General features: G+C 59.1%; 16 protein-coding genes. 13 read left to right on the top strand and 3 right to left on the bottom strand.

From position 1 onward, the window contains the following. The first annotated feature begins 35 nt into the window (after positions 1–35). From BM069_RS10325 to BM069_RS10295, 7 genes are all read left to right on the top strand, one after another. Positions 36–230 (top strand): SlyX family protein, encoded by a 195-nt coding sequence (locus BM069_RS10325; RefSeq protein WP_093323453.1) that lies wholly within the window; start codon positions 36–38, stop codon positions 228–230. A 133-nt stretch (positions 231–363) separates the two neighbouring features. Then, entirely contained in the window at positions 364–3,885 is a 3,522-nt protein-coding gene (gene dnaE, locus BM069_RS10320) for a DNA polymerase III subunit alpha (protein WP_093323452.1), read from the top strand. Positions 3,886–4,269: 384 nt separating this feature from the next. Next, complete coding sequence (locus BM069_RS10315) at positions 4,270–5,817, top strand: ABC transporter ATP-binding protein (RefSeq protein WP_093323450.1); 1,548 nt, start codon at positions 4,270–4,272, stop codon at positions 5,815–5,817. Continuing rightward, positions 5,814–6,893 carry an ABC transporter permease gene (locus BM069_RS10310; RefSeq protein ID WP_093323449.1) on the top strand — a complete coding sequence of 360 codons (1,080 nt, stop codon included), beginning with the start codon at positions 5,814–5,816 and terminating at the stop codon, positions 6,891–6,893. Before BM069_RS10315 ends, BM069_RS10310 begins: the two co-directional genes overlap by 4 nt. Further along, positions 6,893–7,813 (top strand): ABC transporter permease, encoded by a 921-nt coding sequence (locus BM069_RS10305; RefSeq protein WP_093323588.1) that lies wholly within the window; start codon positions 6,893–6,895, stop codon positions 7,811–7,813. The genes BM069_RS10310 and BM069_RS10305 overlap by 1 nt, the downstream gene beginning before the upstream one ends. Before the next feature lie 46 nt (positions 7,814–7,859). Then, entirely contained in the window at positions 7,860–8,942 is a 1,083-nt protein-coding gene (locus BM069_RS10300; protein WP_093323448.1) for a BMP family ABC transporter substrate-binding protein, read from the top strand. 162 nt (positions 8,943–9,104) lie between these two features. Further along, entirely contained in the window at positions 9,105–9,692 is a 588-nt protein-coding gene (locus tag BM069_RS10295; protein WP_093323446.1) for a hypothetical protein, read from the top strand. Between the two features lie 16 nt (positions 9,693–9,708). Here the strand turns inward: BM069_RS10295 and BM069_RS10290 are convergent, their stop codons facing one another. Continuing rightward, positions 9,709–10,185 carry a TetR/AcrR family transcriptional regulator gene (locus BM069_RS10290; protein ID WP_093323445.1) on the bottom strand — a complete coding sequence of 159 codons (477 nt, stop codon included), beginning with the start codon at positions 10,183–10,185 and terminating at the stop codon, positions 9,709–9,711. Positions 10,186–10,281: 96 nt separating this feature from the next. Here BM069_RS10290 and BM069_RS10285 point away from each other — a divergent pair, with 96 nt between their 5' ends. Beyond that, positions 10,282–10,965 (top strand): DUF1295 domain-containing protein, encoded by a 684-nt coding sequence (locus BM069_RS10285; RefSeq protein ID WP_093323443.1) that lies wholly within the window; start codon positions 10,282–10,284, stop codon positions 10,963–10,965. A gap of 192 nt (positions 10,966–11,157) precedes the next feature. Next, positions 11,158–11,739, top strand: coding sequence for a VOC family protein (locus tag BM069_RS10280; RefSeq protein WP_093323442.1), 582 nt, complete (start codon positions 11,158–11,160; stop codon positions 11,737–11,739). Here the strand turns inward: BM069_RS10280 and BM069_RS10275 are convergent. Both BM069_RS10275 and BM069_RS10270 read right to left on the bottom strand, forming a co-directional pair. Continuing rightward, complete coding sequence (locus BM069_RS10275) at positions 11,736–11,969, bottom strand: DUF6552 family protein (protein ID WP_093323440.1); 234 nt, start codon at positions 11,967–11,969, stop codon at positions 11,736–11,738. The genes BM069_RS10280 and BM069_RS10275 overlap by 4 nt on opposite strands. A gap of 4 nt (positions 11,970–11,973) precedes the next feature. Then, the gene (locus tag BM069_RS10270; protein ID WP_093323439.1) at positions 11,974–12,669 is read right to left on the bottom strand and encodes an SDR family oxidoreductase; all 696 of its coding nucleotides are present in this window, start codon (positions 12,667–12,669) and stop codon (positions 11,974–11,976) included. 97 nt (positions 12,670–12,766) lie between these two features. Here BM069_RS10270 and BM069_RS10265 point away from each other — a divergent pair, with 97 nt between their 5' ends. From BM069_RS10265 to BM069_RS10250, 4 genes are all read left to right on the top strand, one after another. Continuing rightward, positions 12,767–13,621, top strand: coding sequence for a LysR substrate-binding domain-containing protein (locus BM069_RS10265; protein ID WP_093323437.1), 855 nt, complete (start codon positions 12,767–12,769; stop codon positions 13,619–13,621). A 115-nt stretch (positions 13,622–13,736) separates the two neighbouring features. Further along, positions 13,737–14,675: an aldo/keto reductase gene (locus tag BM069_RS10260; RefSeq protein WP_093323435.1), complete on the top strand. Its 939-nt coding sequence runs from the start codon at positions 13,737–13,739 to the stop codon at positions 14,673–14,675. Further along, positions 14,672–15,748 carry an NAD(P)/FAD-dependent oxidoreductase gene (locus BM069_RS10255; RefSeq protein ID WP_093323433.1) on the top strand — a complete coding sequence of 359 codons (1,077 nt, stop codon included), beginning with the start codon at positions 14,672–14,674 and terminating at the stop codon, positions 15,746–15,748. Before BM069_RS10260 ends, BM069_RS10255 begins: the two co-directional genes overlap by 4 nt. Further along, entirely contained in the window at positions 15,748–16,404 is a 657-nt protein-coding gene (locus BM069_RS10250; protein ID WP_093323432.1) for a DUF938 domain-containing protein, read from the top strand. The genes BM069_RS10255 and BM069_RS10250 overlap by 1 nt, the downstream gene beginning before the upstream one ends. Positions 16,405–16,420: the final 16 nt, after the last annotated feature.

Here is a 16,420-nt window from a genome sequence, read left to right as displayed (position 1 = left end):
TGACGTCGCCACACCCCGCACCCTATCTGAGCCCTATGGAAAAGCTCGAAGAACAGATCGCCCACCTCACACGCACCGTCGAAGACCTAAGCGACGTGATTGCCCGACAGGACAACGAAATCGCCCTTCTGACCCGCCGCGTGCAGATGCTGATGGAGCGCGAAGCCACCCGTGAACAGGACGGCGGCGGCGGCGTGGTCATGGGCGACGAACGCCCGCCGCATTATTGATGACGCGGAAGGGGCGTTGCCCCTCGGCCTGACGGCCTCACCCCAAGGTATTTTCGGAACAAAAAGACAGGATGTTGCTTTGGGGGCCGATTGCGACGTTTCCTCGGACAGCGGCCTGCGATAGCTTGGCCTCATGAGCAGCAATCCCCGATTCATTCATCTCCGCGTTCACACCGAATACTCGCTTCTCGAAGGCGCGGTTCGGACCAAGAAACTGCCCGGCATGTGTGCTGATATGGGCATGCCTGCGGTGGCGATCACCGACACCAACAGCCTGTTTGCGGCGTTGGAGTTTTCTGTGGGTGCGCAAGGAGCGGGAATTCAGCCCATCGTAGGCTGTCAGGTTTCGGTAAAGATGCCCCATGACGACCCGTCAGGTCGCACCCAACCACCCGCTCCGGCGCCGGTGGTTCTTTTGAGCCAGCGCGAAGAGGGCTATGAGAACCTGATGAAACTGAGCTCCTGTCTCTATGTGGACAAGGACGGCACCGAGTCTCCGCAAGTGACAATGGAGCAACTCGCAGCGCACAGTGCGGGGCTGATTTGTCTAACCGGCGGTGCGGACGGCCCTGTGGGCCGGATGCTGCGCGAGGGTCATCGCGCCGAGGCCGAGGCGATGATGGCACGGCTAAAAGGCATCTACGCCGACCGGCTCTATGTCGAGCTGCAACGCCACCCCGGCGAGAACGGGCAGCCGGAGGCCGAGCGGCTGACGGAACGCGGTTTTGTCGAAATGGCCTATGCAATGGACATTCCGTTGGTGGCGACAAATGACGTCTATTTCCCCAACACGGAAATGTATGAGGCGCATGACGCGCTGATCTGTATTGCCGAAGGCGCTTATGTTGATCAGCAAGACGGGCGGCGGCGCCTGACGGCGCAGCATTATTTCAAATCACCCGAAGAAATGGTCACGCTGTTTGCAGACCTGCCCGAAGCGATCGAAAACACAGTCGAGATTGCCAAACGCTGTGCTTTTGCCACCTATCGCCGTGATCCGATCCTGCCAAAATTTGCCGACGACGAAGTTGCGGAACTACGCCGGATCGCCAACGAGGGCCTTCAGGCGCGGCTCGCGGTGATCCCACACGCGGTCAGTGTCGAGAAATATCAGGAGCGACTGGATTTCGAGCTGGACATCATCGAAGGCATGGGCTTTCCCGGCTACTTCCTGATCGTTGCGGACTTCATCCAATGGGGCAAGGATCAGGGCATTCCTGTGGGACCGGGACGGGGCTCCGGTGCGGGCTCTTTGGTGGCATATGCGCTGACGATCACCGACCTTGATCCGCTGCGCTATTCTCTCCTGTTTGAGCGGTTTTTGAACCCCGAACGGGTTTCTATGCCGGACTTTGACATCGACTTCTGTATGGATCGCCGTGAAGAAGTGATCCGCTATGTGCAAGAGAAATACGGCCGCGACAAGGTGGGGCAGATCATCACCTTTGGTGCGCTTTTGTCCAAGGCTGCGGTGCGCGACATCGGCCGCGTTTTGCAGATGCCGTACGGACAGGTGGACCGGCTTTCCAAGCTGATCCCTGTTGAAGGTGTAAAACCGATGTCGATTGCGGATTCCTTGAAGGAAGAACCGCGACTGCGCGAAGAAGCCCGCAACGAGGAAGTTGTCGACCGGCTTTTGAAATACGGCATGCAGGTCGAAGGTTTGCTCAGGAACGCATCGACTCACGCCGCTGGTGTTGTGATTGGCGACCGTCCTCTGGACGCTTTGGTGCCGCTTTATCAGGATCCGCGCTCCGACATGCCCGCTACCCAGTTCAACATGAAATGGGTGGAGCAGGCCGGACTGGTGAAGTTCGACTTCTTGGGTCTGAAAACGCTGACCGTGATCCAGAACGCGATCGAACAGATTCTCAACTCGGGTCGCGACATCCACGTCGCCGCCGATGGCACAGAGCTTTATGAGCCGCCCGAGGGCGCGATCAACGAAATCAACGCCATTCCACTGGACGATGACCCCACCTACAAACTCTATTCCGCCGCCAAGACCGTCGCGGTGTTTCAGGTGGAATCCACCGGCATGATGGATGCGCTCAAGCGCATGAAGCCAACTTGTATCGAGGACATCGTGGCGCTTGTGGCGCTTTACCGTCCTGGCCCGATGGAAAACATTCCGGTCTACTGCGAGGTCAAAAACGGCCTGCGGGAGATCGAATCCGTGCACCCGCTGATCGACCATATTCTTGAGGAAACTCAGGGCATTATCGTCTATCAGGAACAGGTGATGCAGATCGCGCAGGTCATGGCGGGCTACAGCCTTGGCGGCGCGGACCTGCTGCGCCGTGCGATGGGTAAGAAGATCAAAGAGGCCATGGACGCCGAGCGTCCGAAGTTCGAAAAAGGCGCGGCCGAAAACGGCGTACCGGCCAAAAAAGCGAGCGAGGTTTTTGACCTTCTCGAGAAATTTGCCAACTACGGTTTCAACAAATCCCACGCGGCGGCCTATGCGGTGGTGAGCTACCAGACCGCTTGGCTCAAGGCGAACCATCCGGTGGAGTTCATGGCGGGTGTCATGAACTGCGATATCCATCTGACGGACAAGTTGGCGGTCTATTTCGAAGAGGTCAAAAAGGCGCTGAAACTGCCTTATGTGCCGCCCTGTGTGAACCGCTCGGATGCGACCTTCAAAGTGGTCGACGGCGCATTGGTCTATGCACTCGGAGCGCTGAAAAACGTCGGCATCGAGGCGATGAAGCTTGTGACCGAGGGTCGCAAAATGGACGGGCAGGACAAACCCTTTGCCACGCTTTTTGATTTCGCACGGCGTGTTGATCTCAAGAAAGTTGGCAAACGCCCGCTGGAAATGCTCGCCCGCTCCGGCGCCTTTGACCAGCTCGACAACAACCGTCGCCGCGTGATGGAAAGCCTCGACGGGTTGGTGAACTACTCCGCCGCGATCCACGAACAAAAAGCCAGCGATCAGGTATCCCTCTTTGGCGAAGCAGGCGATGATCTGCCCGAACCGCGTTTGTCGCCTGTGGGCGATTGGCTGCCGGCGGAGAAACTCGACGAAGAAGCCCGCGCAATCGGCTTTTTCCTCTCCGGCCACCCGCTCGAAGACTATATGCCCGCGCTCAAACGTAAACAGGTTCTGACACTGGATGAACTGACGGAAAAAGCCCGCGGCGGCCCGCTGGTGGCCAAACTCGCAGGCCGCGTGTCAGGGCGACAGGAACGCAAGTCCGCCAAGGGCAACCGCTTTGCCTTTGCGCAACTTTCCGACCCGACGGGGGCCTATGAGGTCACGATCTTTTCCGACACTTTGGAAAAATGCCGTGAACACCTTGAGACAGGCTCCAAGGTTGTCGTCACCGTGAAAGCCGAAATGGAAAGCGATCAACTCAAACTGCTCGCCCAGTCGATGACGCCTGTAGACGTGATCGCCGCGGATGCGGGCAACTCGGGCCTGAAAATCTATCTCGACGACAGCACCGCGGTGGTGCCGGTCGCCAACATTCTGCAAGGCGCCAAAGAGGCCAACCCCAAGGCCCCCAAAGGTCCGGTGGTGTTTTGCCTCAACAACATGGAGTTGCCGGGCGAGGTGGAAATCGACGTTGGCGTGGGCTTCCCGGTCAACCCGCAGATCAAAGGCGCGCTCAAGGCGATCGACGGTGTAATGGCGGTTGAGGAATTCTAAACCGCCCGTCCTGCGGCTGGCGCAGACAAGCGGCAGACGCCGTCTTTCTGGCCAAAGTATAGCGGGGGAGTCACAGCTTGCCGTAACGGGGGCGACGCTCCCCGCCCCTGCCAAACGCTCAAAAATTACGCACGATCGCGCCGCTAAACCCTGCAAGACTTTCAAGGATCTGTTGAAAGTGAGCGCGCCGCGTTCCGGCCAACCCCTTGTTTTGCAATAACTCACGCCGCGATAACCTTACGCACATTCCTCTCTGGCCCCCTTCCCCTCCCTAAGTTTATCTTGCAGTAAAGCCCTGCCGCTCCCTAGGGTGAGTGCGCTCAAAGAACAGGCAGAGGCCTACAGGGCACCAACGCCGCCAATCACGGCTCGCAGGGGGACCACATGACCACACCGCTCTTGTCGATCAAGGGACTGACCAAAGCCTATCCGGGTGTGGTCGCCAATGACGACGTCTCATTTGATATCGGCCAATCCGAGGTCCACGCGCTGCTGGGCGAAAACGGCGCTGGCAAATCCACTTTGGTCAAAATGATCTACGGCCTTGTCAAACCTGACAGTGGCACGATGACTTGGCAGGGCAAATCCTTCACGCCCGCTGATCCCAAGACCGCCCGCGCGTCGGGCGTGGCCATGGTGTTTCAGCACTTTTCGCTCTTTGATGCGCTCAAGGTCTCGGAAAACGTCGCCCTTGGCATGGAAAACCCGCCGCCGATGCGCGATCTGGCCCGCAAAATCCGCCGCGTGTCCGAAACCTATGGCCTGCCGCTTGATCCCAACCGCATCGTTGGCGATTTGTCTGCCGGCGAACGCCAGCGCGTCGAGATCATTCGCTGCCTGCTTCAGGATCCGAAACTCCTTATCATGGACGAGCCCACCTCGGTTCTGACCCCGCAAGAAGTCGACATCCTCTTCAAAACGCTGAACAAACTGCGTGATGAAGGCACCTCGATCCTCTACATCTCCCACAAGCTCGAAGAGATCCGCAAACTCTGCGACCACGCCACCATTCTGCGCCTCGGCAAGAATGTCGGCGAATGTGTCCCCGCGGAAACCTCTGCCCGCGACATGGCCGAGTTGATGGTCGGCGACACGTTGCAAACACCGACCCGCTCTACCGAAAAAACCGGCGATGTGGTGCTTGATGTTTCGGGGCTGACGCTTGAGCCGACAAGCCCCTTCGGAACCACGCTTAAAAACATCCACTTCACCGTCAGCGCCGGCGAAATTCTCGGCATCGGCGGGGTTGCGGGCAACGGACAGGACGAACTGCTGTCCGCGCTCTCAGGTGAATCGCTCACATGGCCTGACGCGGTGAAAGTCAAAGGTCAGGATGTGGCCAACCTTGGCCCCAACGCGCGCCGCGAACGTGGTATTCTCTGCGCCCCCGAAGAGCGCCTCGGCCACGCCGCCGCGCCTGACATGAGCCTGACCGAAAACGCCCTTCTGACCGGTGCGATCCGGGAAAATCTCACCAACAACGGTTTTGTAAACTGGGCCAGCACCAACGACTTCGCAAAATCCATCATCGAGCGCTTTGATGTGCGCACACCCGGCACCCACGTGGCCGCCCGCGCTCTGTCTGGCGGCAACCTACAAAAGTTCGTCATTGGCCGCGAGGTTCTGCAACGCCCCGAAGTGCTCGTCGTGAATCAACCCACTTGGGGCGTTGACGCCGCCGCGGCCGCCGCGATCCGTCAGGCCTTGCTTGATCTCGCCGCCGAAGGCGCGGCCATTGTTGTGATCTCCCAAGACCTTGATGAACTGATGGAAATCTCCGACCGCTTTGGCGCACTCAACGAAGGCCGGCTGTCTGACATCCGCCCTGCTGCCGGCCTGACGGTTGATGAAATCGGCCTGATGATGGGCGGCGCGCATGGCATGGAAGTCGCTCATGTGGGCGATGAAGAAAAAGAAGGAGCAGAGGCATGATCGCGCTTCAGAAACGCCCGACGCCCTCGCGCACGCTCTCGCTCGCGACCCCGTTGATCGCCGTATTGATCACCATGATCATGGGCGGCTTGCTGTTCACAGTCCTTGGCAAAAACCCGTTCGAGGCCATCCGTACCATCTTCTGGGATCCGGTTTTCGGCGAATTTGCCTTCTATTACCGCCCGCAACTCTTGGTCAAAGCCGCCCCTCTTGTGCTGATCGCCATTGGCCTGAGCCTCGGGTTCAAGGCCGGCATCTGGAACATCGGGGCCGAGGGCCAATACATCATCGGCGCGATTTGCGGCGCAGGTGTTGGTCTTGCCTTTTACCCCACCGAAAGCCGCCTGATTTTCCCGCTGATGATCCTCGCGGGTGCGGTTGGCGGCTGGGCTTGGGCCATGATCCCCGCGATCCTGAAAACCCGCTTCGGAACCAACGAAATCCTTGTGTCTTTGATGTTGGTCTATGTGGCTGAACAGCTACTGGCCTCCATGTCGCTCGGTCTTCTCAGAAACCCCGAAGGTATGGGCTTCCCTGGCTCGCGTAACTTCTCCGACTTCCCCGCTGGCTCCAGCTGGATCAACGAAGCGGCCGGTCTGCACTGGGGCATGGCCTTTGCCTTCATCGCAGTGATCTTCGCATACATCCTGCTGAACCGTCACATCCTCGGCTTCAACATCCGCCTCACAGGTGATTCCCCACACGCCGCACGTTTTGCCGGCGTGAACCCCACCCGCCTGATCCTCTTCTGCCTCGGCACTTCCGGTGCTTTGGCGGGTCTGGCAGGCTTGTTCGAAGTCACTGGCCCCTCGGGCCAGATCAACATCGACTTCGCGTCAGGCTATGGCTTCACCGCCATCATCGTCGCCTTCTTGGGCCGCCTGCATCCCGTAGGTATCCTGCTCGCGGCCTTGCTGATGGCGCTGACCTATGTCGGCGGCGATTTGGCGCAAGGCAACTTGGGCCTACCCTCCGCCGCCATTCAGGTCTTTCAGGGCATGCTCCTGTTCTTCCTGCTGGCTCTGGACTTGCTGACCAACTACCGCGTTGTGCTTAAGAAAAAAGGGGCCGCATGATGGACCTTTCCGCAATCAACCCCGTCCTGCTGATCGCCTCTTTGATGGTGGCAGCAACCCCGCTCCTTCTCGCCGCGATTGGTGAACTCATTGTTGAACGCTCCGGCGTTCTGAACCTCGGCGTCGAGGGCATGATGATCATCGGCGCCATCGCAGGCTTTGCGATTTCGGTCGAAACCACATCTCCCATGCTCGGCCTGCTCGCCGCCATGGGTGCAGGTGCGGTCCTGTCGCTGCTCTTTGCTTTCCTCACGCAATTCGCGCTGGCTAACCAAGTTGCCTCCGGCCTTGCGCTCACGCTCTTTGGTCTCGGCCTGTCGGCCCTCATGGGCCAATCCTACGTGGGTGTGAAACCTCCGGCGATGGCCAAACTCGACCTGCCGATCCTGTCCGACATCCCCGTCCTCGGCCCGATCTTCTTCAGCCACGACCCTGTTCTCTACTTCGGCATCGCGCTGACCGCTGCTGTCTGGTGGTTCCTCAAAAAATCCCGTGCCGGTCTGATCCTGCGCGCCGTCGGCGAAAGCCACGACGCCGCCCACGCGCTGGGATACAACGTCATCCGTGTGCGCATCCTTGCAATCATGTTCGGCGGCGCCTGCGCTGGCCTTGGCGGCGCCTACATCAGCCTCATCCGCGTGCCGCAATGGACCGAAGGCATGACCGCCGGCATCGGCTGGATTGCCCTCGCCCTCGTGGTTTTCGCAAGCTGGAAACCATGGCGAGTGCTGCTCGGTGCCTATCTTTTTGGCGGTATCAACGTTTTGCAGCTAAATCTTCAGGCCGCAGGTATTGCGATTCCAGTGGAATACTTGGCAATGTCGCCGTATCTCATAACCATCCTCGTGCTGGTCATCATGTCTGCTGACAAAAGCGGCGCTCCCGCATCGCTTGGCCGCACGTTCCACGCCTCGCAATGAGGCACCAAATAAAAAACTGCCACCACCAACAGGGGGATTACCCGAAATGAAACTGACCAAACTTCTGACAAGCGCTACCGTCGCGCTGGGTCTGGCGACCACCGCCATGGCTGATGACCCGACCAAAGTGGGCTTTGTCTATGTTGGCCCCGTCGGCGACGGCGGCTGGACCTATGAACACAACAAAGGCCGTCTCGCGGTCGAAGAAGCATTCGGCGACAAGGTTGAAACCACCTTCGTTGAATCCGTTCCTGAAGGTGCCGACGCCGTGCGCGTGATCACCCAGATGGCGCTGCAGGGTGCAGACCTGATCTTCACCACCTCGTTTGGCTACATGGATCCGACCATCGAAGTTGCGAAAAAATTCCCGAACGTAAAGTTCGAGCACGCAACCGGCTACAAGCAAGCTGACAACGTGTCTGTCTATTCCGCACGCTTCTATGAAGGCCGCGCGATTCAGGGCCACATTGCTGGTCACATGACCAAGACCAACAAAATCGGCTACATCGCGTCCTTCCCGATCCCCGAAGTGATCCGCGGCATCAACTCTGCCTACATCCACGCCAAAAAAGTAAACCCGGACGTCGAATTCTCCATCATCTGGGCCTACACTTGGTTTGATCCGGCAAAAGAAGCCGACGCAGCCAAAGCTCTGATCGAGCAGGGCGCAGACGTGATCCTGCAGCACACCGACTCCACAGCACCGCAAGCCGCCGCTCAGGCAGCTGGCAACGTTGTGACCTTCGGTCAGGCGTCTGACATGGGTGAATACGCACCGTTCCCGCGCGTGTCCTCCATCATCGACGATTGGGCCCCCTACTACGTAGCACGCACCAAGGCCGTCATGGACGGCACATGGGAATCCGTCTCCACATGGGACGGCATTGGCGCAGGCATGGTTGGCATCGGCGAAATCTCCGACGCTGTTCCTGCCGACGTAAAAGCCTCCGCACTGGAAATGGTCGCGGCACTGGCAGACGGCTCCTACCACGCCTTCACCGGTCCGCTGAACAAGCAAGACGGCACCCCGTGGCTGGCAGAGGGTGAAACCGCCGCCGACTATGGCGACAACGGTCTGGCCGGTTTGAACTTCTACGTAGAAGGCATCACCGCCGAGATCCCGAACTGATCCAAAGCGATCAAGGCAATCAGAAAGGCCCGCCAATCGGCGGGCCTTTTTCTTTGCAAAAACCTTTTCAAAATTTTTTAGTCCAAGTGGACGAAAAAAAATTGACACGGCGTGTTTCCATACCTACCTGCGAATTGACCTCATCACTTCGAAAGGAAAAACATGCGCATAGATTGGGACTTCCCCGCTCCCAGAGCCGGAATTTGGGGCGGCATCGACAAATTCATCGGCCCTGGCGCCACCAAGGTCGAAAAGGCACTTCAGCTTTACCCGCCACTCCTATTCTCAGCTGGCGTTATCGCAATTGCTCTCATCAACCAGTTTGATTGGTCGGTATGGCAATATCTCGCAATCGCGTTGATGTCCGTCGACATGGTTGGCGGCGCGATCACGAACGCAACGTCCGCTGCCAAGCGCTGGTATTTCCGCGCCGGAGAAACCTTCCGGAGCCACATGTCCTTTGTGGCGCTTCACCTGATGCAGATTGTCCTGTTCAGCTGGGCGTTTCTCGGCTTTGACATTGGTTGGATCATCGGCGTCTACACCTTCTTGCTGGCGACAAGCGCCCTGATCCTCAAGACGCCACTCTACCTGCAAAGACCGGTCGCGGCTTCGCTTTTTGTGCTTGCGTTGCTCTTGTCGTTCTATGTGTTTGAGGCGGCTTTACACCTTGAATGGTTCTTGCCGATCCTGTTCTTCAAGATCCTGATCAGCCACGTATTGCGCGAAGAACCCTACCAGCCTGAATGACCCATTTCTCCGGACGTCACCGTCCGGAAAAATACGCCACCATCAAGCTTCCGAACAAGCCGGCAAGAACCTCTTCTGTCCGGCTTGGACCCACAACACTTTCCACAAGATCGCGATATGCCTTCAAAGCAAGCTGCATCGCTTCATCGTTCGCGATCTCCGCCTGCGATTTCCCCCGCAGATAGTCAAACGTCAGCGCCATTTCCGACGCGAAATCCTTTTGAAAGACGTCCGTCAAGCAGCGCAGGTTTTCCTCTTCAGACGCGGTCGGATCAACGATGTCAGGGTCAAAGTTGGCCATAACCTGGTTTGTACAAGCCAAAAACAAATCTTCTTTGGTGGGGAAGTAATGATAAAGCGCACTCTTTGAGACACCCAGATGCGTTGCGATTTTGCGCATCCCCAGCGCGCCGTATCCATACTCGGAAAAAAGCCGGGCGGCGCGCTCCGCCAAGGAGCGCCGATAGGCATCGTGGTCTACAATCTTGGGCATGTCTCTTTTCCGTCCAGTTGGCCGAAATCATTTGACACATCTCCTCGACTTCGTCTAGAACCTTAAATAGTCCAACTGGTCTAAAAAAGAAAAGTCATGTCCACATCTACCTCCGGCGGCGTAGACCGCAGCCACGCCCCCTCCATCGCACCGAAACTCGCCTTTGCCGCGCTGCATGCCGCAATCCTCATGCTTTGCGCGTATCTCGCTTTTGGCCCCTTCGATTGGCCCGACCCCACCCGTGCCGCGCTCCTGTTTACTGCCGCTGCGCTCTATTTCTGCCGCCACATGATCACGCTCTTCATTCTGCTCAAACGCCGTGTAGCTTATTCCGAGGCCATCGGACTATCCGCCTTCATGGCGCTTTTCGAAAGCGGGTTTCTGTTGCTGGGCACAGGGTGGCTCTCCGGCACTGCCACACCACTTGGTCCGCTCGACGCCTTCGCAGTCGCGCTGATCCTGACGGGCTCCTACCTCAACTCCGGCTCCGAGCTGCAACGCCACATCTGGAAGCGCGACCCCGCCCACAAAGGCAAATGCTACACCGGCGGCCTCTTCGCCTACTCGATGCACATCAACTACTTCGGCGACACGGTCCTCTTTACCGGATGGGCCTTGCTTTCGGCCTCTTGGCTCGCCGCACCGATCCCCGTTTTCATCACAGCCAGTTTCATTGTCTTTCACATACCGGCGCTCGACGCATATCTGGCCGACCGCTATGGCGAGGCGTTCAAATCCTATGCCGCCCGCACAGCCAAATTTGTGCCCTACCTCTACTAGCGGCGCAGGTCGCGGCCAGCGGCCCACGCGCAAAAACGCACACCGTCACGATACCGACGTTTTGCCGACAGCCGTTTCCAAGGCGCAGACGCAGGCACGCGGACCTGCGCAACCACGCACAGATCGTGCGCTGCCAAGGCCATTCGCGGATCAATCGCGCTGCGCTACACTCTCTAAAAAGGGAGACCCGCAATGCGCAAGATTCAAGCCCAAGGCGTGCATCACATCACGCTCACCGGAGCGAACCGCCAAACCTCAATCGACTTCTGGGAAGGGCTGCTCGGAATGCCCTTTATCTTTGACCAGCCCAACCTTGATGATCCCAACGAGGGGCATCTCTATTTTGACCCCGGCGACGGTCGACTGATCACCGTTTTCACCAATGAAACCCGCACTGCGGACCCGCGCCGCACGCCGACCGAACCCGGATGTGTGCATCATCTGGCCTTTAACGTCAGCCGCGCGAGCTTTCTTCAAGTGATTGAAAGGCTTGACGAAAGAGGCATCAAACATTCCGGCGCCAAGGACCGGGGGTTCATGGATTCGATCTATTTCACCGACCCTATGGGCCTGCTGATCGAACTGGCCTGCTACAAATTCGAACCGCCCCTTGGCTGCTCGCATGCCGACGTCATGATCCGTGCGCACCGCCTGCGCGTGGCGGCCGGAGATTACAACATACAGGAATCCCACCTCGCCGACGCCATCGAGGCTTTGGTTCAAGAAAGGCAGGGCTCACTGTCGTCAAACCGCCAGCCCGCCAACCCCTACTAGCTCGAGGCCATTCCAACCATCATCGCAGCCAGAGCGACCGCGTGGATCAACATGATCGCGCGGTCGTTCCAAATCACGCCCACAGCAAACCACCCCGTGAGGCCGATCAGGAAAAACGCAATATTCCATGGTGTTAGACCAAAGGCCGTCGCCCCGTAGCCCATGATCTGCGCCGCCGACGCAGTCCATTTGACCACTCCGGCGACGTCCAGTCTTTTGACAGCTTCCATCTCCTTACAAGTGCCCTGTCAAACCGCCATCAATGCGCCAGTTCTGACCGGTCACATAAGTACCCTCACCCGCCAGATAGCTCACCAGAGAAGACACCTCATCCGCGCTGCCATACCGCCCCATCGGAATGCGGTCTTTGCGGTCTTCGGTCTCCGGTAGGCTGTCAATAAATCCCGGCAAGATATTGTTCATACGCACATTTTCACCGGCGAACTTATTGGCAAACAGCTTGGTAAAGCTTGCCAATCCCGCCCGAAACACGCCAGACGTGGGGAACAACGGGTCGGGCTCGAACACCGCGAAGGTCGAGATATTGATAATCGCCCCTCCGCCCTGCTTGGACATAATAGGCGCAACCAACCGCGCGGGCCGGATCACATTCATTAGGTAATAGTCCATACCAAGGTGCCAGTCCTCATCACTGATCTCCATGATATCGCCCTTCGGACCATGCCCTGCCGAGTTAACCAGCACATCAATCCGCCCCCACTTGGCCATCGCCTTATCCACCAGCGCCTGAAGATCTGCGGCCTCAAGGTTCGACCCTGTGACGCCAACACCGCCCAGTTCTTCCGCCAAGGCTTCGCCTTTTCCCGAGGACGACAAAATCGCCACGTCGAACCCATCCGCGTGCAATCGCCGCGCTGCGTCCGCGCCCATGCCGGACCCGCCGGCGGTGATCATCGCTACTTTACCCATGCCAAACTCCTTTGCTTTGGTCGATCATGTCGTGCGCGGGCGCTCTTGACCAATCATGCTTTTTCGCCAAGACTATAGAAAATCTACTGGCTTATGTATGTCCCTGCCCAATCTGAATGCCCTCAAGATGTTCGATGCCGCCGCGCGGCACCTGAACTTCAGACTTGCCTCTGAAGAGCTCAACCTCACGCAAGGTGCTGTGGCACAGCAAGTTCGAAATCTAGAGGAATCCCTAAAAAATAAGCTGTTCTTGCGATTGGCACGGGGTCTGGAGCTTACCGATTCCGGCGCACGCTATCATCAAGAAATTCGCAAAGCCCTTGAAATCATCGACACCGCCACACGGGACTTGCGCCCTGCCAAAGGCGCGGTCACGCTGTCCCTTCCCCCGTCATTGGCTGCAAAATGGTTGGTGCCTCGACTGGCCAGTTTCGCGGACAAACACCCCGAGATCACCCTGCGCACCCATGCAAGCGCCCGACGTTCAGACCTGCGGCGCGACGGCATAGATCTTGCCATTCGCCAAGGCCCGCCGCCCAAAGACCCCTCCCTGCATGCTCAACGTCTCGCCCCCCTCGACCTGATCGCGGTCACAAGTCCGGCCTACCTTGCCAATCATGGCGCACCGAAATCCCTCGCCGACTTCGCCAGCCACAAACTCATCGAGGACAGCCACGCCCATTGGCAAACCCTGTTTGAATCCGACGGCATGCCCCGCCCCGAGGGTCTCTTCACCTTCAACCAGACCGCTCTTGCCATTGATGCTGCCACCAACGGCCAGGGCATCACCATCGCCCCCCGTCTACTGGTGCAAGACGCCCTCAGCACGGGCTTGCTCTCAGTGATCTGGACACCACCCGCAAGCGATCATGCGTTCCACATCCTGCATCCCAAAACCCGCCAGCCAGAACGGGACACAGTGATCGCATGGCTCCTCTCTGAGGCCCAATAAAAACAGGCCCCTTCGCCGCCTCACCTTGCCGAAACCCCTCCGGAGGGGTTGCCACTTGCTGCGACGGGACAAAGCCCCCTTTCCCCGCCGTGCCAACCATGGCAACGTCGCCCCCATGAGAGACCAAATCACCAGCCCCGATGGAACCCCCGCTAGCCAATTTGCCTTTGGTTGCATGCAGTTCGGCGGCACCGCCGACGAACAAGCGTGCGCCGCGATGTTCGACGCTTGCCTTGCTGCGGGCATCACCCATTTCGACACCGCCTACGTCTACACCGATGGCCGGAGCGAAGAGATCCTCGGCAGGCTCATCGCGCCGCACCGCGACGGCCTCGTGATCGCCACCAAGGCGGGTTACACCGGCGGAGCCGGCGCCGCCAACCTGCGGACGCAATTCGACATCTCACGCAAGCGTCTGAATATGGATCACGTAGACATCCTGTATCTGCACCGCTTTGATCCGTACACCGATCTCAACGAAACGCTGGACTGTTTCGCCGCCCTGAAATCCGAAGGCAAAATCTCCCATGTTGGCCTGTCCAACTTCGCCGCATGGCAAGTTGTTAAGGCCGCCAACCTTGCAGAGAAACGCGACCTTTCCATCGACGTACTGCAACCCATGTACAGCCTCGTAAAACGTCAGGCAGAGGTCGAAATCCTTCCCATGTGCGCCGACCTCGGCATTCTTCCGGCCACGTATTCCCCGCTTGGCGGTGGGCTTCTCACAGGCAAATACAAGGCGCCACAGGCTGAGGGCCGCCTTGCCACCGACGAACGCTACGCCGCCCGATACGGCGTTGACTGGATGCACTCAGCGGCGGCGCAACTCTCTGAAATCGCATCGGAATTGGCCACGCACCCCGCCACGCTTGCGGCAACCTGGGCCGCCCGCCACACGAGCCATCCCAGCCCGATCCTGTCGGCCCGCAACCAAGAACAGCTTGCGCCATCTCTGGCCGCCACGACTTTTTACATGGGCGACGCGCTGTATGATCGCCTCTGGGCGCTCACTCCGGCCCCGCCCCCCGCAACCGATCGTCTGGAGGAAACATGATCGACTTTCTCGTCATCGGTGGCGGCATCGCCGGCACCTCCGCCGCAGCCCGCCTCGCGTCCCTTGGCTCCACTCTCCTGTTGGAACGTGAACCGGCGCTTGGCTACCACGCTTCGGGCCGCTCCGCCGCGCTTTATGAATCCAACTATGGCCTCGCCAGCACCGTCGCGCTTTCCAAAGCCAGCGCGGAGTACTTCCACCATGCACACGGCGGCTTTCTGTCGCCGCGCGGCCTTATGTTTATTGCCAGCCACGGGGAACAGGACGCCTTCGCCAAGGCCTGCGACACCTTCCAGGTTGATCCCATCGACATGGACGCGGCTCTGGCCAAAGTGCCAATTCTGAACCCCGACACGGTCGGTCAGGTCGCCTATCACGAGGCCGCCTTCGACATCGACACCGACCGCATGATCCAGACCTTCGCCAAAGAAGTGCGCACCCACGGCGGCAGCGTCAAAACCGGTCAGACCGTCACCTCAATCACCCGCACCCCGCAGGGCTGGGACATCACGGCCAATGACGAGACCTACAGCGCCAGGATGCTTGTCAACGCCGCAGGTGCTTGGGTCGATGAGATCGCCAAAATGGCCGGCATTGCGCCGCTCGGCTTCACGCCCCTGCGACGCTCGATGGCCCGTATTCCCGCACCGGGCGGGCATGACCTGTCGGGCTGGCCTATGATCCTCGATATTCACGAAACATGGTACGCCAAACCCGACGCAGGCAGTTTGCTGGTCTCCCCCGCCGAAGAGGACCCAATGCCGCCCTTTGATGCTTGGCCCGACGACATGGTTCTGGCTGAAGGCATCGCCCGCTATCAGGAGTATGTCACCGAAGACGTCACGCAACTCAGCGCAAGCTGGGCCGGCCTGCGGACTTTCTCGCCCGATCGCAACCTCGTGCTGGGGCCTGCCACGGATGATGCCGCGTTCTTCTGGGTCGCAGGCCAAGGCGGCTATGGCTTCCAATCGGCCCCCGCCGCCAGCCAATACGTCGCTGACCAAATCGCAGGACGCCCCTCCGAGCTTGACCAACAAACCCGCGACGCTCTCAACCCGCAAAGGTTCTCCTGATGCCCCGCCGCCTTAACCTGCCTGACAGCGCCTCGGTTGCGACGCCCGCACCCGACGGCAAACTCTTTGCGCCCTCGGCTGCCCGCAATGTCGGCGCCATTGCCGCGCTGCTAAAGAACCTCGCCCCGGTGGGCAACGCTCTGGAAATTGCCAGCGGCACGGGGCAACACGTGGTACACTTCGCCCAAACATTGCCTCAGGTCACGTGGCAACCCACCGAAATCGACCCCATCCGCCGCGCCAGCATTGCGGCCTATCTGGTCGAGGCCGACTTGCCCAATGTCTTGCCGCCTGTCGAACTGGATGCCACTGCCGCAGGGTGGGGCGTACTGCACAAAGGGCAAAACCTGATCACGCTGTGCAATCTTTTGCATCTGGTCAGCGAAGACGAAGCCCGCACCCTAGTGTCCGAAGCCGCGCAAGCGCTGGCCCCCGATGGTCTCCTGATGATCTATGGTCCCTTCAAACGCGGGGACGTATTGGTCTCTGACGGGGACAAATCCTTTGACGACAGCCTCCGCGCCCAAGACCCCGAGATCGGCTACAAATCGGACGCAACCGTTGTGGAATGGGGCGAGAGCTTCGGCCTTACATCCCTCAACCTGCATGAAATGCCGGCCAACAACCTCGCCCTTCTCTGGCAAAAGCCGTCCTAAGCCTTTTTGCGCATTT

Source organism: Shimia haliotis, from assembly GCF_900114415.1.
GTDB classification, from domain to species: Bacteria; Pseudomonadota; Alphaproteobacteria; order Rhodobacterales; family Rhodobacteraceae; genus Shimia; species Shimia haliotis.
The sequence above is the reverse complement of the archived record's forward strand: the minus strand, read 5'-3'. Positions and strand labels throughout refer to the sequence as shown.

What these genes read in the sequence shown, in the direction of transcription:
- BM069_RS10300 (WP_093323448.1), top strand. Translation starts at nt 7,860, where the DNA reads ATGAAACTGACCAAACTTCTGACAAGCGCTACCGTCGCGCTGGGTCTG.
- BM069_RS10270 (WP_093323439.1), bottom strand. Translation starts at nt 12,669, where the DNA reads ATGGGTAAAGTAGCGATGATCACCGCCGGCGGGTCCGGCATGGGCGCG.
- dnaE (WP_093323452.1), top strand. Translation starts at nt 364, where the DNA reads ATGAGCAGCAATCCCCGATTCATTCATCTCCGCGTTCACACCGAATAC.
- BM069_RS10280 (WP_093323442.1), top strand. Translation starts at nt 11,158, where the DNA reads ATGCGCAAGATTCAAGCCCAAGGCGTGCATCACATCACGCTCACCGGA.
- BM069_RS10325 (WP_093323453.1), top strand. Translation starts at nt 36, where the DNA reads ATGGAAAAGCTCGAAGAACAGATCGCCCACCTCACACGCACCGTCGAA.
- BM069_RS10310 (WP_093323449.1), top strand. Translation starts at nt 5,814, where the DNA reads ATGATCGCGCTTCAGAAACGCCCGACGCCCTCGCGCACGCTCTCGCTC.
- BM069_RS10255 (WP_093323433.1), top strand. Translation starts at nt 14,672, where the DNA reads ATGATCGACTTTCTCGTCATCGGTGGCGGCATCGCCGGCACCTCCGCC.
- BM069_RS10305 (WP_093323588.1), top strand. Translation starts at nt 6,893, where the DNA reads ATGGACCTTTCCGCAATCAACCCCGTCCTGCTGATCGCCTCTTTGATG.
- BM069_RS10285 (WP_093323443.1), top strand. Translation starts at nt 10,282, where the DNA reads ATGTCCACATCTACCTCCGGCGGCGTAGACCGCAGCCACGCCCCCTCC.
- BM069_RS10275 (WP_093323440.1), bottom strand. Translation starts at nt 11,969, where the DNA reads ATGGAAGCTGTCAAAAGACTGGACGTCGCCGGAGTGGTCAAATGGACT.
- BM069_RS10265 (WP_093323437.1), top strand. Translation starts at nt 12,767, where the DNA reads ATGTCCCTGCCCAATCTGAATGCCCTCAAGATGTTCGATGCCGCCGCG.
- BM069_RS10295 (WP_093323446.1), top strand. Translation starts at nt 9,105, where the DNA reads ATGCGCATAGATTGGGACTTCCCCGCTCCCAGAGCCGGAATTTGGGGC.
- BM069_RS10315 (WP_093323450.1), top strand. Translation starts at nt 4,270, where the DNA reads ATGACCACACCGCTCTTGTCGATCAAGGGACTGACCAAAGCCTATCCG.
- BM069_RS10250 (WP_093323432.1), top strand. Translation starts at nt 15,748, where the DNA reads ATGCCCCGCCGCCTTAACCTGCCTGACAGCGCCTCGGTTGCGACGCCC.
- BM069_RS10290 (WP_093323445.1), bottom strand. Translation starts at nt 10,185, where the DNA reads ATGCCCAAGATTGTAGACCACGATGCCTATCGGCGCTCCTTGGCGGAG.
- BM069_RS10260 (WP_093323435.1), top strand. Translation starts at nt 13,737, where the DNA reads ATGAGAGACCAAATCACCAGCCCCGATGGAACCCCCGCTAGCCAATTT.